Source organism: Trichocoleus desertorum ATA4-8-CV12 (assembly GCA_019358975.1).
Taxonomy (GTDB): Bacteria; Cyanobacteriota; Cyanobacteriia; order FACHB-46; family FACHB-46; genus Trichocoleus; species Trichocoleus desertorum_A.
This window is the reverse complement of record JAHHIL010000027.1, coordinates 22,922-45,720: the sequence shown is the minus strand read 5'-3', so window position 1 is coordinate 45,720 and position 22,799 is coordinate 22,922. Positions and strand designations below refer to the sequence as shown.

19 protein-coding genes are annotated in these 22,799 nt (G+C 50.5%); 10 read left to right on the top strand and 9 right to left on the bottom strand.

Going from position 1 to position 22,799, the window contains the following annotated elements; genetic code table 11:
- Window positions 1-195 precede the first annotated feature (195 nt).
- The 5 genes from KME12_17680 to KME12_17660 all read right to left on the bottom strand — a co-directional run bounded on the left by KME12_17680 (window position 196) and on the right by KME12_17660 (window position 6,385).
- Complete coding sequence (locus KME12_17680; protein ID MBW4489617.1) at window positions 196-2,043, bottom strand: family 10 glycosylhydrolase; 1,848 nt, start codon at window positions 2,041-2,043, stop codon at window positions 196-198.
- Between the two features lie 217 nt (window positions 2,044-2,260).
- A complete protein-coding gene (locus KME12_17675) occupies window positions 2,261-2,623 on the bottom strand; it encodes a translation initiation factor (GenBank protein MBW4489616.1) in 363 nt (120 codons plus the stop codon).
- A gap of 13 nt (window positions 2,624-2,636) precedes the next feature.
- Entirely contained in the window at window positions 2,637-3,014 is a 378-nt protein-coding gene (locus KME12_17670) for a hypothetical protein (protein ID MBW4489615.1), read from the bottom strand.
- Window positions 3,015-3,116: 102 nt separating this feature from the next.
- Complete coding sequence (locus KME12_17665; protein MBW4489614.1) at window positions 3,117-5,240, bottom strand: FAD-dependent oxidoreductase; 2,124 nt, start codon at window positions 5,238-5,240, stop codon at window positions 3,117-3,119.
- 305 nt (window positions 5,241-5,545) lie between these two features.
- A complete protein-coding gene (locus KME12_17660) occupies window positions 5,546-6,385 on the bottom strand; it encodes a prephenate/arogenate dehydrogenase (protein MBW4489613.1) in 840 nt (279 codons plus the stop codon).
- Window positions 6,386-6,515: 130 nt separating this feature from the next.
- On the opposite strand from KME12_17660, the gene KME12_17655 reads away from it, so the two are divergent.
- The 8 genes from KME12_17655 to KME12_17620 all read left to right on the top strand — a co-directional run bounded on the left by KME12_17655 (window position 6,516) and on the right by KME12_17620 (window position 15,004).
- On the top strand, window positions 6,516-8,105 hold the full coding sequence (locus KME12_17655; GenBank protein ID MBW4489612.1) for a pentapeptide repeat-containing protein: 1,590 nt from the start codon (window positions 6,516-6,518) through the stop codon (window positions 8,103-8,105).
- 153 nt (window positions 8,106-8,258) lie between these two features.
- Window positions 8,259-8,858: a DUF1517 domain-containing protein gene (locus KME12_17650; protein ID MBW4489611.1), complete on the top strand. Its 600-nt coding sequence runs from the start codon at window positions 8,259-8,261 to the stop codon at window positions 8,856-8,858.
- 72 nt (window positions 8,859-8,930) lie between these two features.
- Window positions 8,931-9,830: a hypothetical protein gene (locus tag KME12_17645; protein MBW4489610.1), complete on the top strand. Its 900-nt coding sequence runs from the start codon at window positions 8,931-8,933 to the stop codon at window positions 9,828-9,830.
- 161 nt (window positions 9,831-9,991) lie between these two features.
- Entirely contained in the window at window positions 9,992-11,593 is a 1,602-nt protein-coding gene (locus KME12_17640) for an ATP-dependent DNA helicase (protein ID MBW4489609.1), read from the top strand.
- 112 nt (window positions 11,594-11,705) lie between these two features.
- Entirely contained in the window at window positions 11,706-11,918 is a 213-nt protein-coding gene (locus KME12_17635; GenBank protein ID MBW4489608.1) for a DUF2839 domain-containing protein, read from the top strand.
- Between the two features lie 419 nt (window positions 11,919-12,337).
- Window positions 12,338-12,682 carry a DUF1815 family protein gene (locus tag KME12_17630; GenBank protein ID MBW4489607.1) on the top strand — a complete coding sequence of 115 codons (345 nt, stop codon included), beginning with the start codon at window positions 12,338-12,340 and terminating at the stop codon, window positions 12,680-12,682.
- A 143-nt stretch (window positions 12,683-12,825) separates the two neighbouring features.
- The gene (locus KME12_17625) at window positions 12,826-13,701 is read left to right on the top strand and encodes an alpha/beta hydrolase (GenBank protein MBW4489606.1); all 876 of its coding nucleotides are present in this window, start codon (window positions 12,826-12,828) and stop codon (window positions 13,699-13,701) included.
- A gap of 487 nt (window positions 13,702-14,188) precedes the next feature.
- Window positions 14,189-15,004 carry an FHA domain-containing protein gene (locus KME12_17620; GenBank protein ID MBW4489605.1) on the top strand — a complete coding sequence of 272 codons (816 nt, stop codon included), beginning with the start codon at window positions 14,189-14,191 and terminating at the stop codon, window positions 15,002-15,004.
- 41 nt (window positions 15,005-15,045) lie between these two features.
- On the opposite strand, the gene KME12_17615 is transcribed toward KME12_17620, so the two are convergent.
- On the bottom strand, window positions 15,046-15,648 hold the full coding sequence (locus KME12_17615; GenBank protein MBW4489604.1) for a thioredoxin family protein: 603 nt from the start codon (window positions 15,646-15,648) through the stop codon (window positions 15,046-15,048).
- Window positions 15,649-15,958: 310 nt separating this feature from the next.
- Here KME12_17615 and KME12_17610 point away from each other — a divergent pair, with 310 nt between their 5' ends.
- Window positions 15,959-16,366, top strand: coding sequence for a hypothetical protein (locus KME12_17610; protein ID MBW4489603.1), 408 nt, complete (start codon window positions 15,959-15,961; stop codon window positions 16,364-16,366).
- 94 nt (window positions 16,367-16,460) lie between these two features.
- Here KME12_17610 and KME12_17605 read toward each other — a convergent pair whose 3' ends face one another.
- Together KME12_17605 and KME12_17600 are read right to left on the bottom strand one after the other, a co-directional pair.
- Window positions 16,461-16,784, bottom strand: coding sequence for a DUF2973 domain-containing protein (locus KME12_17605; protein ID MBW4489602.1), 324 nt, complete (start codon window positions 16,782-16,784; stop codon window positions 16,461-16,463).
- A gap of 155 nt (window positions 16,785-16,939) precedes the next feature.
- Entirely contained in the window at window positions 16,940-17,260 is a 321-nt protein-coding gene (locus KME12_17600) for a DUF2605 domain-containing protein (GenBank protein MBW4489601.1), read from the bottom strand.
- Window positions 17,261-17,450: 190 nt separating this feature from the next.
- Here KME12_17600 and thrS point away from each other — a divergent pair, with 190 nt between their 5' ends.
- Complete coding sequence (thrS, locus tag KME12_17595) at window positions 17,451-19,286, top strand: threonine--tRNA ligase (protein ID MBW4489600.1); 1,836 nt, start codon at window positions 17,451-17,453, stop codon at window positions 19,284-19,286.
- An 80-nt stretch (window positions 19,287-19,366) separates the two neighbouring features.
- Here the strand turns inward: thrS and KME12_17590 are convergent, their stop codons facing one another.
- A complete protein-coding gene (locus tag KME12_17590) occupies window positions 19,367-22,708 on the bottom strand; it encodes an alpha-mannosidase (protein MBW4489599.1) in 3,342 nt (1,113 codons plus the stop codon).
- Window positions 22,709-22,799 lie beyond the last annotated feature (91 nt).

Below are 22,799 nucleotides of genomic sequence, written 5' to 3'. Positions count from 1 at the left end.
TCGCCTCTCACAGAAAGTCGAAAATACCTCTGGTGTTCCTTTCCTCCCTCATCCCTCATCCCTCATCCCTCATCCCTCATCCCTCATCCCTCATCCCTCCTCCCTCATCCCTCATCCCTCATCCCTCATCCCTCATCCCTCATCCCTCATCCCTCATCCCTCATCCCTCATCCCTCATCCCTCATCCCTCATCCCTCATCCTTCCGTCCTCACCGCTTGCTCCTGCACCAGGTTGGGGCGAGTCACATTCGAGGTAAAGAGATTCTGGAAGGCGGTTTTGCGGCGGGCGACGTTGTTGGTGTCAAAGTTCCACATGGTTTCGTAGTAGAAGAACGACACCCCTTTAAAGTCGCGATCGCGTACTGCTTGCACTTGGGCTTGAATTTGGGGAGTTGGCATCAAACGGTCTTTCAAGCCAGCCAAAATGCCGATCGCGACAGGAATGTGTTGTTTTGCAGCTCGAACTTCAGGCTGATCGAGTTCCGAAATAAAGGTGTTTAAGTCAGTGCGATAAATCTGGAGTAACAGTTCCTCGACTAAGCCGCGTCGTTCCCACGTGACCCAATCGGCCAAGAATTCCTCATAAGAAAACTTTTGGGGATTGGGAGATAACGAGACGATCGCCTTGGGTTTGCGAGCTTTAATCGCTTCAAAAGTACGGGCAAAAACAGCGGTAATTTTGTCGGCACGCCAACGAGTCCATTCGGCATCTTTGGGATCGCTAGGCGGGCTTTGTCCTTGATGTTCTTGCTGATAAAGCTTGACGGTGAGAGGATCATAGCCAAACTGAGCGGGTAGCCCAAAGTGGTCATCAAACTGAAGGCCATCAATGTCGTATTTGGAGACAATTTCTGTGACCAAATCGATCATGAATTGCTGCACTTCTGGCTGGAAAGGATTGAGCCAAACGCGACTGTGCTTGCCCTCTGCCCAAATTGTGGAACCGTCTTGTCGAGTGGTGAGCCAGTCAGGATGACGTGCCACTAGATCTGACTCAGCAGGAGCCATGAAGCCAAACTCAAACCAAGGAATGACAGCGAGGTTGTTCCGATGGCCTTCCGCCACAGCTTCCGCCAGCATATCTCGCCCTTGTAAGCCTGGAGTCGGGTCTACTTCTGTACCAATCACTTTTTTGGCCACTTGGCTGGGGTAGAGGGTGTGGCCCCAGTTCCAGACGGTTGGGTACACAGTGTTGAATTTGAGATTCGCCAGGTCTTGCAAGTCATTCTTGAGGCGATCGCGGCTAAACAAGATCTCGCTATCGACATTCGTAAGCCAGACACCCCGAATTTCGCTCGTTTTATTGGTGCTTTGAGGCTGGGACTGGGGTTTGTTGCCAGCGATGTATTGAGCAGGAATCAACTGAAGTTGTCCAGTGTATGCTGTGCTCTGGCAAAGGGCTGCTGCCACATCTGCGCGAGTCGCCAGTTGATTTGGGTTGAGGGATTTGATGTTGGGATAGTTGACAACAAGTTGTTTTTCGGTGGCTGCCGCGATCGCGTTACGGGCATAGTCAGGAATCGCTTGAGCATCATTAAAGGTAGCGCTCAGAGTTGTCGCAACGGGTTGAGCAGGTTTGTAACCTAAACCATTGGCCAACGCTACCAACACTTGCGCTCGTGGAATGTTCTGACTGGGCTTAAAGATGCGACCTGGATAACCTGACAAAAACCCAGCCTCAGAAGCTTGGTTAATTGATGTACGCGCCCAGTAGTTAGTAGGAACGTCAATAAATTGAACCCCAAGCCCAGATGGAGGCTGAGTCACATTAATGGTGCCAGCAAAGTTTTTGGCCACCATTGCGGCAAATTCGGCGCGAGTGACGGGGGCACTGGGGCGGAAGCTACCATCGGGATAGCCACTAATGATTTTCTGGTCAGCCAAGTTTTCAATACAGTTCTGTGCCCAATAACCTTGCACATCTTTAAACTTGGTTTGGGCAGAGGCTGGAGTCATCATGCCAGCCAGAACCACCATCGCGATCGTGGCGATAAAAGTGACGATAAAAGAAAACTGAGAGCGGCGTTGGTAGAAGTTACGCATGCAGAGATTCCATAGGGCAAAGAATGGCAGGCAAAAATTAAGTATTTAGGGAATTGGGATTACAGCCTTATTTGGATCATCCAATTAGACTGCCCATGATTCCGCCAAAAAAAAGTGGGCTCATTTAGCCCACAAGTGTCAAAGACTATGGAAATGCAGCCAGGGTGCCGATCGCGAGATGGAATGTTACAAGAAAATCTAGCGATCGCTCGTCATCTCACCCTGATTTACCACTCGCCTTGGCTTTGTAGCCCAGCTTGGTCAAAATTTCTACGAGCTTCTGTGTGTGATCACCCTGAATTTCAATCGCGTTTTCTTTCACAGTGCCACCCGCTCCGCACTGGGCTTTCAGTTTTTTCAGCAAATCGGCCAAAGTTTCTGCCTTGGCTTGAAATCCAGTAATTTCAGTCACCGTTTTGCCACCCTTGCCTTTCCGGGTCGCCTGCACCTTCAAGTTTTGTTGATTCGGTGGTAAATCGGGTACTCCGCGCGCCAACGCATCAGGATTAGCAGAGTTACCAAACTCGGAGTAGACCATGCGATCGCTTTTATCGGTCGGCTTGCGCTTAGAAGAAGCCATAGTCAGAACTTGTTTATTGCTGAGTTGAATTCGTGGAGGTGCTGGGTTCCCCTTTCACTCCCCCAATGTAAAACAACCGGGTCACCGCTTCATAGGCCCAGTGATCTCTGGAGACATCGGAGAAGGGTGGCTCAAATTGCTCAATTGGGGTTTCGTAAACCTGAGGCAGCGGTAGCGGAGCATCTTGGCGGCGAATGGGATAACCCTGGTTTAGTGCAGGATCAGTGGGCGTTGGTTGAGCCGTGGAGTCAGTAGGCGCGAGATCAGGAGTTTGAGCTTGAGCAGGCTGAATGGCGATCGCTTGCGAGGGCGTAGCCCTTATCGCGCTTCCAGTCAAAGTTCCTAAAACCAAAAGCCATCCTAGAGGACGAGCCAGTATTTGTTGCAGCATAGTGAGGATTGAACGTGCGAATTTTATCTCCACGGTAGCGCGATCGCCTAGACCTTTGAGTCTGGCTCCCCTTCCCTAGTAGGGAAGGGGCTGGGGGTTAGGTTAATTCACAATTCCCAACTTCACCCGCATCACCTCATACAAAACCCGCGATAGCTCTCGTCGTTGCACAACTTGCTTGTCGATCGGAGTTCTAGCAAAAGCGCGATCGTACGCAGCAGGCAGAGCTTTTTTGACCAAGAAAGATAGGTGCTCACGGGTGATGGGGCGTTCTGGAGCAAAACGGCGATCGCCCACACCCGCCACGATTTGCTTGGCTACCAAAGTTTCAATCATGGGGTAAGCCCAGCGGTAGTTTGGCAGCACATCCACGAAAGTTGGTGTGGCGGGTGAGATCAGCTCAAAACCCAGTAGTTTTACCAGTGCGGTTGCTACAACTGCTCGATTGACGCTAGCTGAGGGCCGAAATCGCAGATCGGTGTGGCTCTCGCTGCGAATAATTCCGGCGGCTGCCAGAACTTGAATCGCTTCAAAGTCTGGATCGTCGTGAGCAATGTCATCAAACCAAAAAATTGGGATGCCGTTGCGGGTCAGCGTGCCTTGCAGCTTACGTTTTAGACTTTCGTTAGTAGCGACATCGCGAACATCCACGCCTGCATTCGCGGCTAGGGCTGCTAGATAACCTCCCGCTTCTCCGATCGCCCATTCTACGGGGTGCATCCGGTAGGCCGCATTGGTGATGTGGGTGGTGCCAATACTTTTGGCTGAGAGTACTAATCCATCAGTGTTGATGGGAATCAAAGCGCCGAGCGGCAAGGTGAAGGGCAAGGCGATCACGTTTTCCCCCGGCAAACTGGCATGTCCTGGCTCGTCGTTGCCGTGCAGATCAAGATAGTGGTACTGCCCAATACCCACACTATCGTCAAAGCTTTTGGCTCGCGCTTGCCCAGGGAAAAAGGGTTTGGCGACATCTTCATGGCGAATGGTAGTAACCGCGATGCCCCGTCTCGCTTCGCGAATGTAAGGCTCTAGGGCAATGCCATCGCGAGTCCACGTTAGGTCACCGCGCGGCTTTAAGTCCGGGACACCGTTGGTTTGCAAAAAGTGGACATAGGCACGGGCGCGATCGCGGGCTTGTTGAGTGTGACGCTGCCGATCTTCCCGGCTCACGCCCACTAAAACTCCGACTCGATAGTCATTACCACAGCACCAAGGGCCGTTTTCTCCATGTTGATGCTGCCCCCAATTGATGACGGTGACATCACCAGGGCTAATCGTTTTCTCCTCTTCGGCCACCCGCAGAATTCGTCGATAACGAAAAATACCGAAGGGATTAAAAAACTCACGGGGTTGGGGTTCCCACTGCCCTCGGCTTTTGTGCCAGAAAGAACTCCGAAATTCCTTGCTGTTTAACCAGGAAGTGCTGTTATATCCGGGTGGAGCCCCAATAGCAACGCCACGACCCGGAGCCGTTCGCTCTATCACATCGCCAAAGGTAAAAGATTGCTGACATTGGGGCAAGGCTCGTTCGGGTAAAGCTTGCTCTCCGGTCTCACTGCGGGCTTCTTGACCAACGCGAGATTCGATATTGCCTAGTTCTAGCAAGTCCCCCAAATCCGTCGCTTCCAGAATGACTCTGCTGTTAATCGTAAAGGTGTGATTGTTCTGACGGTTTTGGAAGACTACCCCGGTGATGCGCCGCCGCTGACCTGGATTTTCGGTGGCGATGACGCTAATGGGTTCGGCGAAAGGAATCAGAATCAGCTTGCCTTGAGCAATGTAAGGTGCGATCGCTTCATTCATCGCCGTTGCAGCCACGATAGGGGTGGTGGCGAGGGGGCTAACCCAACCTCCTCCCGGATTAGCGACCTTTCTGCCGTTGAGCTTTTGTAACTCCCGTTGGCGATCGCGGAAGGTGCGTTGGCTTTTAGAAATGGCAAACCGCTCACCTTCAACTTGAAAGGGGGTGGCTGGTTGCCGCAAAAGATCACCATCGTCAGAAGCGGGAAGGGCTTGAGCGGTAAATTGCCCACCCACTACCGCTTGGGGTTGGACTAAGCAAACCGTGACGCCACTCCTTAAGGCCGCTAAGGTGGCAGCATAGGCAGCAGTCGAGCCGCCTACGATCAGGATGGGGTAATCCAGCGATCGCCCATTCTCAGGTCGAACGAAGGCGTTGTCATCAAACACTCCTCCTTGCTGGCGAATCGGCTGTGGTGTCTGCATGGCTTGAGTTGGTGGTTGAGAATGGTTGGATGCGGAAAAGCCTGATTTATGGATTTTAGGCAGGGTCAGAGGTTTGGCTGGGTTCGTACAGCTTGATTTAAGCTCTGGGCAAATCCGAACCTTGGGGGCACTCGCCCCCAAACCCCCGCTGAAGGACGGCTGCGTCCTCCAGACCTCCTCCAGACGAATTGGACGGTGGGTGTTTCGGTACTGTGTTTAGCACTTTGTTCAATATTGTGTTTAGCACTTTGTAGTGATTCACGCTGCCAAGTTGCAATTCCTGGCATCGTTGGGTTAGCAAAGGGTTATTTAACAAAGTGCGATCGCGCTTGCTGCGTCTGTTGCAATTGGTCTGCTACGCCTTCCCAGTTTTCTTGCTCAATATTGGCGATGATTTGATCGAGTTGGTTGCGGTAAGCAGCAAGCGATCGCAACAGAGCGGAGCGGTTGTATCGTGCCATCATCAACCCCAATTCTGGATTCCCTCCGCCTACGCGACTCGTATCCTTAAATCCAGAGCTTGCTAAAGCTTGAGCGAGTTCTAGGGTGGTAGGGTCTGTCTCGCTCATGCAAGCTGCAATTAGGCTGGAACTAGCCATGACAGGTAAATGAGAGATCCAAGCTACAGCTCGGTCATGATCTTCAGGACGGCAGTGGTAAAGGTGAGCGTCCAGCGATCGCACCAAGGTTTCTACTGTTTCGATGCAGACAGGAGGGGTTGTTGTGGTAGGGGTGAGGACGTAAGGCTTACTGGCAAACAGATTGGCTTGGGCGGCCTCAATGCCATTTTCTTCGGTTCCTGCCATCGGATGCCCACCGACAAAGTTGGGCCAGAGTGGAGTGATGCTATCTACTACGGAAGTCTTGACTGAGCCAACATCCGTTAAAATCGTGGTCGCAGCAAGGTGTGGGATCAGCTGGATGACGGTTGATTCAATCGCAGAGAGAGGGGTACAAATAAAGACCACATCGGCAGCAGCCAAGAGGGTTAAGTTGACACTGGCATCATCGACGGCTCCTCTAGCAATGGCCCGCTGACAAGTGTGCTCCTGACGACTCACTCCTAAAACTTGGTACCCGCGCGATCGCAGATCCAGCCCCAATGAGCCACCGATTAAGCCCAGTCCAACAATCCCAATATTCATTTGTTATTCTGCGTTATTCTGCCAATATTCATTGTTGACTGACTCAACTAGCTACTCAGGCTTACGTAGCTCGACCATGACTAGATGCCGCCTATCTCCATCATTTTTGGATCTCTAAAGGGAAATCTTGATGAACGCTGAGGAACTCCTAAAAAAATACGGAGCGGGGACTAGAGAATTTATAGCGGCTGACTTGCGCGAGGCTAATCTCAGTGGCGTCAACCTGAGCAAAGCAAACTTGAGTCAAGCGAACTTGAGTGTATCAAATCTCAGTGGCGCTAATTTGAGCGAAGCTGATTTGAGTCGCACCAAACTGAATGTTGCTAGGTTGAGCGGCGCTAATTTGAGCAAAGCCAATCTCAGTGGCGCTAATCTTAACGTTGCTAACTTGATTCGGGCTGACTTGAGCGGTGCTAACTTAACACAAGCGGCGCTGGTGCGGGCAGAACTGGTGTTGGCTGATTTAAGCGGGGTCAACTTTAGTCGCGCTAATCTAAGTGAAGCCAATCTCCGTGAAGCCAAGCTGCGGCAAGCGAACTTGATGCGGGCTAATCTGAGTGCCGCTGATCTAAGGGGGGCTTCGCTCACGGGTGCCACGCTAGAGCAGGCAAATTTGCAAGGTGCAGATTTGAGTAAGGCTGACTTAAGTGGGGCTAATTTGAGTGGGGCTGAGCTGAGGCAAGCCAACCTCAACCAAGCCAACCTGAGTGGGGCTGATCTGAGTGGAGCCAATTTGCGCTGGGCTGATTTAAGCGGCGCTAAGTTGCATGGCGCAGACTTGAGCGGCGCTAAGTTGAGTGGGGCTGACCTCAGCCGTGCGGACTTGAGCAACACCAATTTGATGAACACCAGCTTGGTCTACGCTGACCTGAGCCAAGTGAACTTAATTCGAGCGGATTGGGTCGGAGCAGACTTAACGGGAGCGACTTTGACGGGAGCGAAGGTACATGCAGTATCTCGCTTTGGAATTAAGACGGAAGGCATTACCTGCGACTGGATTGACCTCAGTCCTAGCGGCGATCAAAGCCAGATTCATCGCTTTGCAGCGGAAGAGCATAAGAAATTTTTCAAATCCACACCACCGACAGTTCAGATTATTATCGATGCGCCATTGGAACCTGCATCCCACTCAGCGATCGCGGCTGCCTACCACCAAATTGCTCGGCAATGCCCAACCCTGAGTTATCCACCCAGTATTGAAGTCGGTCGGCGGCGCACGACCCTCACCTTTGGCCTGAATGGTGATGAGCAGTTGTTTGCGATCGCCTATGTAGCAATTTTGCCGTTTCAGGATGCAAAAACGGTGCAGCAGCAAATGATGGGATTGCTGCATATGGTGCGATCGCAGGGTACGCAAGAACTTAGTGTCAGAGAACTAGAGCGCTTGGATAAACTGAGCGCAGCTTTAACTCAAATTAGCCAACAAGTTACAAAAATCCGCCTTTCTCTCCCACCGACTCCGGTGGAACCTGCCAACCCAGAAAAGCCAGTTCAAGTCAAAGAAACCAACTTTTTTGTCGCCCCCACCCAAACGATTCTGACTAATTCCAGCGATCGCACCCTGACGGTTTATTACCATCCCATGTTTGGCAAACGCTTTATGAGTGCTTCGAGCTTTGCTAAAGCTGGCTTAGATAGTGCTACTTCAGCCAAGCCCGTGCTACTACCCGTCAGTCTGGTGATTGATTTTGTTCGAGGATTTTACTACTTAGACCTCTAAAACGCGATCGCTCAATGCACCTAGGTCCTAGAAAATAGGGATTCTATTTACGTTGACCTTAAGATAGAGCGTTCAGAAACCGAAGACTACTACAGTAGGCGGTAGACACACTGTAACCTGTACTACTAGTTGTATTGAGCAGCGAGGTCAATAATGAATTCTTGGCGCGATCGCTTTAACCAAATGAGTGGGCGCACCCGATTTGTCGTTTGTCGCCTGATGTTGCATCTGGCAGGGCAAGAAGTTGCCCCTATTTTAGGCGTGCTAAATCGGGCGGGCCGACAGGCCGTTGACTCAGATGGTGATTTAAAGGTTTTGGGAGAAGGATTGGTCGAAATCTGCCAAACCCTATTGCAAAACGACCTTTACTGGCAGTCTGCCGCCAACGAAGGTGATGTGTTTTGGAATGAAGGCGAAGCGGGAGACTTTGTGACCGACTTGTTTACAGACTCCGCTCAGCGTTATCTGAGTGAACCAGATTTTAGTCAATCGCCAGAAAACGAACCATTGTCCCTGCCTGTCACGCACAACTTGGTAGTCATGCTGACAGTAGCGTTTGAAGGAGAGGTTCCTGAATTGGAAACGGATCTCGCTAGTATGGAAGCAATGGCGGCAGGTTTAAGAGCATTGATCAATCTGCACTACCAGGACAACCTACGGGCCGTTCAGGTTCATTTCTCTCCCGCTCAGTTGGGTGACGAATTAACCTCGGATCAGCTATTACTCAACTTTGCAGAGTTAGTACCGCTGTAGAGGCGTCAAGCTGGTTCTTGACTTCCCAATCTTGAGAAACCATGCCGAATGGTTCATAAAATCAGTCTTGAAATGAATACAATAATTCACCCACCTATGTTTCGTCGATTTGTAATATTAGTCACGGCTCTAGCATTATGTTGGACTACGTTGGCTTGTGGTGAGGCTCCATCAGTCCAGTCTCAAGCTCCTAATGCTAATGCCAGGGTCTCAACAGCCCCCACCCAGCAGAACATACCAAGCGGCCAGTACCCCGTACAGCAGGCCACTTACAACGACGGTAATGGCGAATATAGCTTGATGTTGTTGAACACACCGCCCGGAGTGCCAGCTGTGTTTCGGACTTCTGATTTGCAAATGGCTCGCCTTACCGATGATGAAGTGGCTGCCAAACAGCAAAACTATCTAAAAGTCGATGGCGGGAAAGCCTCTCTCCATGTGGCGGAAGATTTCAAAATTGAGTACGTTCACAACGTCGTTGAAACCCAAGCTGATCCTCAAACGGGTCGCCAAGAAACGGTCGTTGTGCGCCAGCAATCCAGCTTCTGGACTCCTTTTGCAGGAGCGATCGCAGGCCAAGTAGTAGGCAATCTCTTGTTTACGCCACGCTATTATGTACCACCTGTCTATCAACCAGGGGGTCTAAGAGGGTTTGGTGGTTATGGTGATACTTACGGCCAAGCTGTGAACCGCTACCAATCTCGTTATCAAGCCCCACCTGCAGCGGTTCGCAATCGCCAAACTCTGCGTACCACGGGTCGTTTAAGAACACCCACGTCTAGCAGCCGCCCCACCACTGTGCAACGACCTTCTACCTCTGGCAATCGTTCTACTGGTTCTGGGTTTGGCTCCAGTACTCTCCGCCAATCTGGGCGATCGCAGCCTAGCAGAGTCAATCGGAGTTCTGGTGGTTTTGGCAGCAGCCGCTCTGGTGGAGTCCGGCGATCGCCTTCTCGCAGCCGACGGCGCTAATTTAGCTCCAAAGCCGATTGAAAGCCCCTGTCTCGTCTGACAGTTGTCATAATTGATCAAGAATCAGTTGCAAAAATCCCTGCGGTAAATTTAAAGCCAGCAGGGATTTTTAACGCCTGTGTCAGAATAAAGGTCACGCGGTAATCAAACGCTCCTCGCCTGTGATTGAAGTAGAAGTCCACCAGCAACTCCGTGCTTTCCTACGAGAACAGGGTGAGCCCTACTGGCCCCATCACTTAACGATGGGACGCTTGGTGGCGCGAGCTTTAAGGCTAGGCCGTAGTGCCTTGATTCAAGCGGGTGCTCCTTCGGGTAGCCACGCTCGCTATCGTCTGAGCTACTTAGTACCGTTGCTGATTTGGCCCGGTGCAGCCGTATTGGCGGTACCCGAAGAAGTGCAGCAGCGCCTTCTTATGGTCGAGATTCCTAGACTCCGCCAGTGGATTCAAACCCATAAACCGATTCGAACGGGCGATCGCTGGCCTGGGCCAGATTTTGAAGGATTGCTCTTAACCACACCTGAACAATGGCTGAGCGATCGCTTGGGTGATCAAAGCCGCTTTCCTGAAGGAATTCCGACCATTTTGGATGGGGTGGATGACCTAGAAGCTTGGGCACAGCACCAACTTACAGCTCAGTTAGCGCCGAGTCATTGGAATGACTTGATGCTGGCTCGCCCTGACTTAACCGAAACCATTCGAGATGTGCGAGTGCAACTCACGCGAGCCATCTTTCAGCATCCCGCCAATCCTTACGAGTGTTACTTAATTGAGCCTGAAGAACGAGAAATCTTAGAGACTTTGTTTCAGCAGTTGAGCGCAGGTCAACTAACAGATCCCGACGCATTCTCTCAGCCACTGCCAGCCCCAGATGAGTCAAACACTACACCCCCTTTACCTGGCTTGCCGGACGCTTGGAACTACTTCTGGGAGCGCTTGCAGAACCCCGATCAACTGGTCTGGACGACGATCGATCGCCAGCATGGTCAATTCTCTTTATACTGTGGCCCCATTGATGTTGCGCCTGCGCTAGAGAAGATCTGGCCGCAGCAGCCTGTAGTCCTAATTGGTGGGGCGCTGGATTTAGCGCCAGAAGCTCCAATCTATCGGCAGCGGTTGGGGCTCAAAGATTTGACTTGCCTCAAATTTGCGCCCGATCGCCAAAGCGAACTCATTCAACTGTACTTACCCGATGGGCTACCCATGCCCAACACACCCCAGTTCCAGGCCGCTTTGGTACAAGAAGTACGGGCTTTGTTAAATGTTAGTCTCACTGCTCCAGGGTTAGCCGTATTGTTGGTGGGAGATGTGCCGCTAAAGGCTCAGATTGGTTCCATTCTGGCAGGTGAGTTTGGCTCTAGAGTCCAGGTCGAAAAAACTTGCCTGGACGACAACGGCATTCTCGTCACCGGATGGGAGTTTTGGCGGCAGTACCAGCATGTTTTACCTGCACCCCATTTATTAGCGATCGCTACCCTACCCATCCCTTCTCTAGAGCATCCCCTCGTAGCAGGCCGAGTGGCTTACTATAAACGACTGCGCCAAGATTGGTTTCGACTCTACCTATTGCCCACTGCATTGAGTGAGTTGCAACGTGCGATCGCCCCAGCCAGAGAGCGTCAAGGAGTTGTGGCACTACTAGATAACCGAGTTTTACATCGCAGCTACGGACATCAAGTGTTAGCAGCCTTAAGCCCCTTAGCCCGAATAAACTATCTCGATCCAACCTTATTCAACCAGTCTGACTATTCGGTTTTAGACTGAAGCCAAAAACCCATAAGAAGATTTGTAGCTCTGCTAAACTGACAGCCCTCAGCCAGTCGTATCCTAAATGTAAAGACTACGAGCAAATTACTCGTCAATATTTACTAGAGTCATGGGTGAAGCAAAACGTCGTAAAGAGGCATTAGGAGAAAAATACGGTCAAGAACCCAGTATTCTCTCCAAACTAACCCTTACCAAGAAGCAGTCAGGGCAATTTGTCAAATGGAGTATTCAAGGAGCCTGGATTGGTATTGGGCTGCTTGTGGCTTACTGGGTAACCGTCCGTTTCGTTGGCCCTAGTTTGGGCTGGTGGCAAGTTAACTAAAAAACGCTAATAGCGCTTGAGTTAATGTGTTGCTAAGCACAATTTTTCCCATTGATACAGATTGCAAATCAGACTCATATGAATCTCAAATTAGTAGTTGAGATTCTCTTCAAATCGCAAGCTTTGTATACGTTCCGTCTTAAAACTACTTGTGATTCAAGTCAGTCTAAAGGCGGAACCTTATTATGTGCAGTTGATTCAATATTAAGAAGCTCATTGAACTGTTGTACTGGATACTTCCTCAAATGAAGCTGTCCATTAACCTGAGCAGGTGATGTTGGGAGTGAACTTTAGCAAAAGAACTGGGCATTCTGAATAGTAAAAATCCCAACCCCTGAAGGCTGATTTCTTAAGAGAAGGAAAATTCTTAAGAAAGTATAGAAAGGTCTAGAATGAGGTGTGGTGATTGGAGGACGAACGTGTTTTTAAGACTTGCAGAACAGCACCGTCAATTTGTCCAGGACTTGGTTATGAGCCTACAAGCCCTGGCTACTGTATTAGAAAACCGAGGGTATTTAGCTTCTTGCTATACCTGCGGTGGTCAAATGAATAGTGCCTCTTTTATGGTGAGCTTGGGAGACAACCACCTAATCCGGTTTTTAGTCTCTGATTACGGGATTACCTGGACTGAGATGCGGGATGACCGTGAACTGATGAAGCTAGAGGGCGCTGAAGCAATTAGTCAGTTGCAAGAGCTAGCAAATTTGGTCAAGTACCAGATCAAACCCGCAGAATATCGCCCTGCCGTAGCTCACCCAGCTTAATGCTCCGCGATCGCTCAAACCTAAATTCTGTCAGGAACCTTGTAGCCGTCAGTGAACTACCAAGCCTAATTAGAGGGATAATTCAGAGTGGCTCCTCACTCTAGGGTTAGCCTAGAGGCATGTGAAAAAGGCACTGGCTTGACATGACAATTGGGAATTCTGGTTGGCATCACCGTTTTGTGGAGACAAACCACATTCGATTACACTGTGTGATGCAAGGAGAAGGCGACCTAGTAGTGTTACTACATGGTTTTCCTGAATTCTGGTATTCTTGGCGCTACCAAATTCCAGTGTTAGCCCGTCATTTCAAAGTCGTGGTGCCTGACCTGAGGGGCTATAACGATTCGGACAAGCCAGAGCATGGCTATGACCTAAATACCCTAAGTGCCGATATTCGGGGTCTAATAGAAGGTTTGGGTTACGCCCGAGCGCATGTAGTGGGCCATGATTGGGGAGGAGTAATTGCTTGGCATTTAGCGCAAAAATTTCCTCACTATCTCAATCGTTTAGCAATTTTGAATGCTCCGCATCCGCAACGATTTGTTCAAGAGTTAGTCAGTAATTGGGATCAGATTCGGCGCAGCTGGTATTTTCTCGCGTTTCAGGTACCGGGCTTGCCAGAGTGGCTAATTCAGCAGAATTTGAAAAGTTTTGTGCAAGACTTTTTTCGGGGGCAGGCAATCCGCAAAGGAGCCTTTACGGCTGAGGATGCCCAAATGTATGAAGCGGCATTGAGAAAGCCTGGTGTGTTGTCGGCTGCTATAAACTACCATCGGCAACTGTTTTCGCTCCAGAGCTTGCTTCGCCAGTGGCAGCGATCGCCAGAACCGATTACGGTGCCTACCCTAGTTCTTTGGGGCGAAGAGGATGCACTGTTAAGCCCAAAGCTCACTGAAGGACTCGAACAGTTTATGGCAGCGCCGTTTAAGCTGAAGTTTGTGCCTCATTGTGGTCATTGGACTCAGCAAGAAGCGCCTCAAACTGTCAATCGTGAACTGTTAAACTTTCTCCAGCAGTAGACCCCTGACAGATCGCAACAGGTCTTGATAACTCCTTGTTGGGGCAGTGCTCCGCCGTAAAAGCGCTCCTGCACAAGTCATCTTTCAAACTTCCAAAGACAAAAACTAAGTAATACTGCGGTTATCTGCTATCTGCAAGCGTTCTACTCTAGAGTCTGAAGTGTGATTCTTGGCAGGGGCTGATTCAGCCGCGAGGACAGTTTTATAAAGCGCATCTCTGATTCGAAATTTTACTTACCAGTATTGGTATAGTGCTACGCATCAAGTTTAGGGCAAAGGGGGTGTGGGGGCTTCGCCCCCAGCTAGGGGTTTCACCCCTGCGCCCCGTCTTAACCTTTATCAGTACTGCTATATCAAACGGTTAGACAGATCTGCTATAACTTTTCAGCCGAGCCGCATTTTGATGGGTCACATTTCGAATACAACACTGCGAATCTATAGGTTAGCAGGCTACGTTGTGTGCTGTCTAAATTTCCACGGCTAAATTATGATTGATCCACGCTCTTGGGCTGCACAATCTTTAGGAATGATGACTCCCTTTACGGAGGCAGAGGTAGAACAACGCTTGGGCCTATACCGCGTTTTTCTACGACTTTATGAGCATCATCGCGATTTGCTTGATGAGATTTTAGAGCTGGAGGACTCTGGCAAGAGCTATCCCTACAAAGTAGCATTGCCCTATGTTCAGGGTGTGGTGAGTGGAGAGCAAATTCACTTATCAACTAATCTAATTGAAGGAAATACTCAAACTTTATTGCAACCACAGCAGATTTGGGTGTTTGGCCGCGATCGCCAAGCCGCCATTTCAATTCGAGATGAGCGTTTGTCTCGGCGTCATGCAGCCATTCGGTATGTAGCCGATCAAGGGTTTTATCTTGTTGACCTCGACAGCACGAATGGGTCTTTTATTAATGGTGAGCGGGTGTGGCGCTGTGCTCTCCTCAAAGAAGGCGATCGCGTCCGTTTAGGCAGTTTGACCTTTACATTTTTTATCTGCCACACGTATCAGACCGTAGGAGCTGTACCACCCTCAGTTCTGGAGCAGCTGGGTGCAAGCTGTGCCTACGATGGTTCTGACGCTTGTGGGACAATTGATACCGAATCAGAAGCAGAAGGTGCCTCCAATCCGTGGGATAAACCTTTACCCCCAGAAGCGCGTGAAACCTCAGGATTTCTGCAATCCCATCTGTCTGAGTACGAGCCGACACAAATGGACCCAGAACCTTTACGGACTCCCCCACTGCCTTCGAGCCTATTAGAGCAGTTGCTGAGCCAAAAGCAAAAGCTCAGCGACTGTAACTAGAGGAGCAAGCGCAAATCGCTTTAGGCGTGGACTCTAGCTATTTAGTTCACTACCTGACTGCTATGACTGCGAGGATCATCGTTGGCAGGTTTGGTTGGTTTAACCGCTGTGTTAAAAGCTGAAACTTGACCCGTTGCTTGAGCATAAGGCAGTGAAGAGCCTGCAACTAACGCTTCTAAGTTGCCTGCCATAATAGTTTTGGGCTGCTCGCCAATGGTGTTGGCAATGGCTTCGCCTTGCTGATTGAGAAACACGAAATGGGGAATGCCATCAACTCGGTAGTGCAAAACTTCTGGCAACCACTTAGTGTTATCGACATTGAGCATGACGAAGTTAATTTGGTCCTGATATTGCTGCTCTAAGGCATCCATTTCTGGTGCCATTGCCTGACAACTCGTGCACCAATTGGCATAAAACTCCATTAGGGTTGGCTTGCCGTTTTTGAGGGCTACTTCTAGTGGGGTTGCTTCTTCGGCCAGAGTGTTGAGCGAGACTGAATTCGTTTGGGTTTGTAGACCGAAGAACACAGCAACGCTAAGGGCGATCGCTACTAAAACGATGAGTAGGTTCCGCATGCGAGTACCGACTGTGGAGTTCGGCTTTGCTGGGGAAGTACCAGTTGGATCAGGTAAATTCGCCGCCATTGCAAGATATTTATAGTTAAGGATTACTAGACGTTTTTAGTGTAACTGAACTGGGAGAAGCAATTGGGCCACTAAATTCTGGGCAGGCTTACCGAGCTTTTACCGTAGTAGCCCTTGAGAGTGAGCAATTGTACGGTCGTCTAGAGAGCGCTAAATTTTGTAACCTAGGCTTAGTTGTTAAGTGTAGAGATAACTCAACCCTGCTTCCCTGACCAGCCCAACCGTACGGCTCAATTAAGGGGCATCCTGGAATTGTTACTGCTAATGGTGTCTTTCAGTTTCAGCCACCGATTGCCCAAGTGAGTTTTTTATGTCTTTCAATTCTGCTTCTGGGGCCAAGCCCCCCCCGCCTGACCAAGATGAACATGCAGCCTACAGTAACAGCATTGTTGGGGCCGCAATTTTTGATTTGAATGGTCTTCCGAAGGAGTACTTCACCGCTGGCGAGGGCAGCAATATGAGCTGGGTGCAAACAATTTTTCAGGCACTAGGTTTGCGATCGCTCCTCATGTCTTCGCTGCAACTAGAGGGCTTTCACCACGCAGTCATTCAAGGGCCAGACTGTTGTGCTGTGGTCGTGAAGCAACCAGCTCGCTACATGGCTTTGTTGATTCAGCAAACTGAGCCCACCAGTGTCATGACAGAAGCCTTTGTCCAGTGGGTGCAGCGATTTGAGCCGACTGTTTTGAAGACTCATCCTCGCTTTCGAGTAGCTTAAAGCGTTAGCAGGCCAATGAGTTTAGTTCAAGCTGAATCGGCAGGAGTCAAAAGTTAGGATTTGTCTAATTCTCTTGACTTCTGCCTTCTAGCTTCTAACCCTCTTCACGAGAATCGCCACTATTGCCGCTACCAGGAGAAGAATCGTAAAGCGCATCTAAGTGCTCACGAGCGTCTTCCACAGACATAGAACGCATGACCAGTAGAGGCTCGTTGATCACGTTGCCAGCATCATCCAAGAACTCTGGATGGGGCACAGGTCGGGGCCGCGAAGTCGCTGCACCATTGCCAGCAGACCATCCGGCGGGGGCATAACTCCGTTGAGATTCCATTCCTAGGGTCAGCATGTTGCGAATCAGATTCGCGATCGCCAAAAACGCCAGAATGGTAAAAGCCAGAACGTAAAGCAGGTGCAACATAATTTTTTCTCCCAGCCGAATAGCTCACCAGCAAGTTCGCAATTGTGCTCGAAATGGAACCAAGCTTAAAACTGGAGCAGGCAGCAACTGGTTCCAGGCAGTGTTGAGCTTCATTGCCATAGTTTCTCAGATTTGTTGTGACTTAATCTACTCTCTTAGCTAGCAGAGCGTTCCAGGCGGAAACGAATGGTTGTTTGCCAACATTCAGTGACAAGCTGATGCCACGGCATCAAGACCGTTGTTTCTACGCCCACCTGCCCACCTGTCGCCTCAAGCAACATTTGAGTGGTGCGAACTTCCTGTTGCGCCTGTTTTACTCGTGCCAGCAAATCAGCTTGCTTCTCTGTGCCTAAAAATCGAATCTCTTCTGTTTCGAGCAAAACTTGCGATCGCTCAAACCAGTATTGAAAGTCTTCCAATAGCGGTTGCAAAACAGTTTTTAATAAATTCGGCTCAGGCAAGTTGGAACTAAACATGCATCAAAATGAGTTTCTATCTTACTAACCATAATAATCTTAATTTCATTTACGTTTTGTAACATTTTCTGGAATTTCTTTTCATTTGCTTGGGTGACGAGGAGGTAAGGGCGATCGGTAAGATAGAGGCTATAGGGGATGATTTCCCTCTGATCCCAATCGAACCCTTGCAAGTCAAGATATTTCTCGAATGATGCAGCAGATGCCTTCTTCAGAATCTCCTTCTTCAGGACTAGCCGAAAAAATACATTTACCTCGCACCAGCGAATCTGAAGCATTGAAGAAGATTCGTCACACCACGTCTCATGTGATGGCGATGGCGGTGCAGAAGCTGTTTCCCAAGGCGCAAGTGACGATTGGCCCCTGGATTGACAACGGGTTCTACTACGACTTTGACAGCCCAGAACCCTTTACCGAAAAAGACCTCAAAGCCATCAAAAAAGAGATGGTGAAAATCATTAATCGCAAATTGCCTGTGATGCGCGAAGAAGTCAGTCGCGAAGAAGCAGAGCGGCGCATTAAAGCGGTTAATGAACCCTACAAATTAGAAGTTTTGGCAGGTTTGGAAGAGCCGATCACGATCTACCACCTAGGTGATCATTGGTGGGATCTGTGCGCGGGGCCCCACGTTGACAACACCAGTGAACTGAAGCCAGACGCGATCGAGCTAGAAAGCGTGGCGGGGGCTTACTGGAGAGGCGATGAAACTAAGGCTCAACTGCAACGAATTTATGGGACGGCTTGGGAATCTCCGGAGCAGTTAACCGAGTACAAGCGCCGGAAAGAAGAAGCCCTGAGACGCGACCACCGCAAACTGGGTAAAGAACTCGGCCTATTTATCTTTTCTGATATTGTCGGTCCTGGCTTACCTTTGTGGACTCCTAAAGGCACACTCTTGCGCTCTACCTTAGAAGATTTCCTGAAGCAGGAGCAACTGAAGCGGGGCTATCTTTCTGTGGTGACGCCGCATATTGCCAGAGTGGATTTGTTCAAAACTTCAGGGCACTGGCAGAAGTACAAGGAAGACATGTTCCCCATGATGTCGGAGGATGAGCAAGCTGAAGCGGAGGAGCAAGGCTTTGTGCTCAAGCCAATGAACTGCCCCTTTCACATCCAGATTTATAAGAGCGAATTGCGCTCCTACCGCACCTTGCCCATGCGGTTGGCAGAGTTTGGCACAGTCTACCGCTATGAGCAATCGGGTGAGTTGGGCGGCTTAACTCGCGTGCGCGGCTTTACGGTAGATGACTCGCACCTGTTCGTCACCCCGGAACAACTGGATGCGGAATTCTTGAGCGTGGTGGATTTGATTCTGTCTGTGTTCAAGAGTTTGCAACTACAAAACTTTAAGGCTCGGCTCAGTTTCCGTGACCCTGCTTCAGATAAGTACATGGGTTCGGATGAAGTGTGGGATAAAGCAGAAGGGGCGATTCGGCGAGCAGTCGAAACCTTGGGGATGAACTACTTCGAGGGCATTGGGGAAGCGGCGTTCTATGGGCCGAAGCTCGACTTCATTTTTCAAGATGCGCTCGATCGCGAATGGCAACTCGGAACGGTTCAGGTAGACTACAACCTGCCAGAGCGCTTTGACCTGGAATATGTGGCAGAAGACGGCACTCGCCAGCGTCCTGTGATGATCCACCGGGCTCCGTTTGGTTCTTTGGAGCGGTTGATCGGGATTTTGATTGAGGAATACGCTGGGGATTTCCCGCTGTGGCTAGCACCGGAGCAGGTGCGCTTGTTGCCTGTGAGCCAAGATCAAGTGGAGTTTTCTCAGAATGTAGTCAATCAGATGCGATCGCTCGGTATTCGGGCAGAGGTTGATCTGAGCGGTGAGCGCCTTGGTAAGCTGATTCGCAATGCTGAGAAGGAGAAGATTCCGGTGATGGCGGTTGTGGGGGCTAAGGAAGTGGAGGCGAATAGTCTTAGTATTCGGACGCGGGCGAGTGGAGAGTTGGGGGCGATTCCGGTGGCTGAGGTGTTGGATAAGTTGAAGGTGGCTTTGGCGAATCACGATAACTTCTAAAACCAAGAACTTGAGGGCACCTGCCCTCAAACTCCCGCTGAGGGACGGCTGCGTCCCTCAGACTCCCTCCAAAAGTGGTTTTATTGACTGGTGGTGGAAATTTGGAGGGTGGCGATCTTCCAAGGGGCGATTTGCACTACTGCGGAAGTATCTTGATCGAGAGAAGCAGTTGCTTGTTCTAGGAGGTTGACTGGCTGGGCGATCGCTAAGCCTAAGTCGCTGTGTAGGGTTAATTCGGTGGGTTGACCGTGGCACTCATAGCACCGCAAGATCCACTGTTGGGGGTCGTCTTCGGATTGTTTGAAGGCGCTGAGGATGAGGTTTTCGGCTGGGAGGTTGAGGAGTTGGCTTTGAGGGGGGAGAGTGGCTGGTGGATAGGCGGGCGATCGCTGTGTATCTAACAGAAATGTTTGTAAGGGAAAGTTGAGTTCGTAGCCTTTACGGACGGTTTGGGCGGTTTGCCAGTTGCCTACATGAGGGTAGAGGGCGTAGGTGAACTGATGCTGGCCGCGATCGGCTTCTGGATCGGGCCAAGTTGTGCCTCGGAGCAAGGTGAGTCGAAGTTGGTTGGGTTGAGCATCATAGCCATATTTACAATCATTCAGCAGGCTCACGCCGTAGTCTTCACTGCTTAAATCAGCCCAATGGAGAGCGGGGACTTCCCATTTGGCTTGCTCTCTCGGTTCTGTGGGATTTGTGGGGCGAGCGATCGCGCCGTAGGGGATTTCATAAGTGGCTTGCTCTGCTTCTACGGTTAACGGAAAGGCAGTTTTCACCATCACATGCCGTTCTTGCCAATTGACTTGAGTGACAATTTTGAGTACTGGATCATCAGCTTGCAGCGCATAATCTTGGCAAAATTCTGATTGGCCCAGTTGCCGCACGACGCGCACTCGCTGCAACAGTTCGCCGCGATCGCGCCATTCAATTGATTTCAATTTGGTTGGAAGTAAAGGGTGCTGGGCGTAGTTGGGGTCAATGTTCCAAGCGTCCCAATACTGTCCTTGGTCTTGAAAGGCTTGGATTTGATTGCCTGCACTGCTCAACACTTCTCGCTGTTGAGTCTTGTCCCAAACACGGTTTAAATCACCTGTTTGAGGATCGATGGTTACCTGTAAGGCCGCATTTTCTAAAATCCATTCGCGATCGCCTTTAGCGGTTGTGGCTCCCCTAGCTCCCCGGTATTGGGGGAAATCAGAATCTTCTAGGACTGGCGGACTCAGCCAGAAAACGCTGTAGCCCACACCTGGAATTTGCTCTGCCCAAAATAGCAGGGTTGGAACGAGTTGGCCTTGCTCATCGTAGTTTGTGGTTTGGCTAGGAACTGGCTCACCCACTGAGTTATAAACCTGCCAGGTAGTGTCGGCTGGCAAAGGAATTGAAACAACTTGCGATCGCGCCCAATTCAACGGATTAAACACCACAATCGGCTGGGCATCGGGATGGGGGGATTCAGGCAGTTGAATATGAGAGGCGATCGCTTGCAAGCTTGTCTGTAGTAGTACTTGCCCAGTTTGCTCGGCTTGCTGCCAAAGCTGGTTGGCATCGACAAATACTTCTGGAATCGATGACCCTGGCAGAATGTCGTGGAATTGGTTAAACAGCATTTTCTTCCACGCTGCTTCTAGCTCTGCTTTGGGGTATGCAGCACCCGTCGTTAATGTGGCAAATGAGGCAAATAATTCCGCTTGGTAAAGCAACTGCTCACATCGACGATTCCAGCGCTTTTGCTCGGCGTGCGTTGTGTAACAGCCTCGGTGGAATTCCAGGTAAAGTTCGTTGTTCCAGGTGGGAAGGAGTGAGGAGTGAGGGGTGAGGGGTGAGGAGTGAGAGGTGAGAACGTTTTCGGAGGATGAGATGTTCAACTTTGCTGTTTGCAAAGCAAGGGATGAAGAAGACTCCTGGCTCCTGGCTTCTGACTCCTGACTCCTCTCCCCTCTCTCCTCACTCCTCACCCCCTCCAAATATTCTTCCGCTGTCGTAAAGCTCAATCGTGGGAAGAAAGGCGAGGTTTGCCAACGGCGAGCCATTTCCAGCATGTCTCTTGTAGGGCCACCGCCATGATCTCCAACACCGGGTAGCCAAAGGGTTTCGAGGTTGCCTGTTTTGGTTTCCCACATTGAGGCGTGCTGGGTCATTTTGAGCGGGTCAATGCCTTCGCCAATGGGAGCGGACATGACGCTAAAGATTTCGCTGCCGTCTGGCGATCGCCACCAAAAGGCTTCGTAGGGAAACTGGGTGGTGTCGTTCCAGCGCAGCTTTTGGGTGACGAAATACTCAATGCCGCCTTGCTTGAGGATTTGGGGCAACTGCCAACAGAGACCAAAGGTATCGGGGAGCCAAGCAACTGGGCTAGTCTGGCCAAACTTGGTCTGGGTGTAGCGTTGCCCGTACAGCACTTGGCGCACAATAGACTCGCCGCTGACTACATTGAGTTCTGGCTCTACCCACAAGCCCCCGATCACCTCCCAACATCCTGCTGCTACTTGGGCTTGAATGGCGGCAAACAAGGCGGGACGGTTGGTTTCAATCCAAGCGTAGAGGGCAGGAGTGGAGTGACAAAAAATCAGTTCTGGAAAGTTTTGCTGGAGTTGCAGCACAGATTGGAAGGTACGCTCAGCGGCTTCCCAGGTTTCGCTCACAGGCCACAACCAAGCTAAATCCAGGTGAGCATGGCCTAACAAATAAATTTGGCGCTGCTTGATCCAATCACTATAAGGTTGGAGGGTTTGGCGTAGTTGCTGCAAGGACTGATCAAACTTGAGGGGGGAGCGATCGCCTGCGTTCAGCGCGCTCCAATCAAGACGAGCGATCGCGGCTGCCAATTCTGCTAATTTTTCTGGGGCAAAAGTACCGAGATATTGCTGGAGTACGGCTAGCTCATCGGCGACAAATCCTGGCTCGACGCGATTGTCTAAGTTTGCCGTGTTAGAGGCAACTTCGTAGAGAGACAGCGATCGCACTAGGGCTCCATCATCATGTCCTGGACTCACGAGGCGCACAGCTACGGCGATCGTTGCTCCAGGTTGGGCGGATGGACTGAGCAAAATACGGGTGGAGCAGTCGAACAAATCGCCTTCCTGCACCAATTGCCCGTTGACAAAAATTTGAGCGGATTCGGCCCACCAAGTTAGAGCTAAGCGCAGAATCAACCCCTCTAGCGGGTAGCCTTGCAAATCGTTGGGGATCACCAACTGCTGCCCCAGCCACAACACCTGCTGTCCCTTAACCCAGGCAATATGTTCTCTGGCATTTAGCTGTACGGTGGACCAGGTCTGCCATTGCTGCGGTTGGGTTGCTGCAACGATGGGCAGGTCTCCTAGGTACATCTGCCAGCGAGTTTGCACATTGAGCTGCGTCAGTTGCCGTAGCTGAGAAATTGCTTCAGAAATTTGAGCCTGGAGTTTCGCTGGGTCAGCCATCTTTAGATAGAATCAGGTCACTAGCTGTACCGCCTGAGTCACGCTGAAGTCGCTACGCCGTGGCAGGCTGTACACCATCCTCACTTTACAG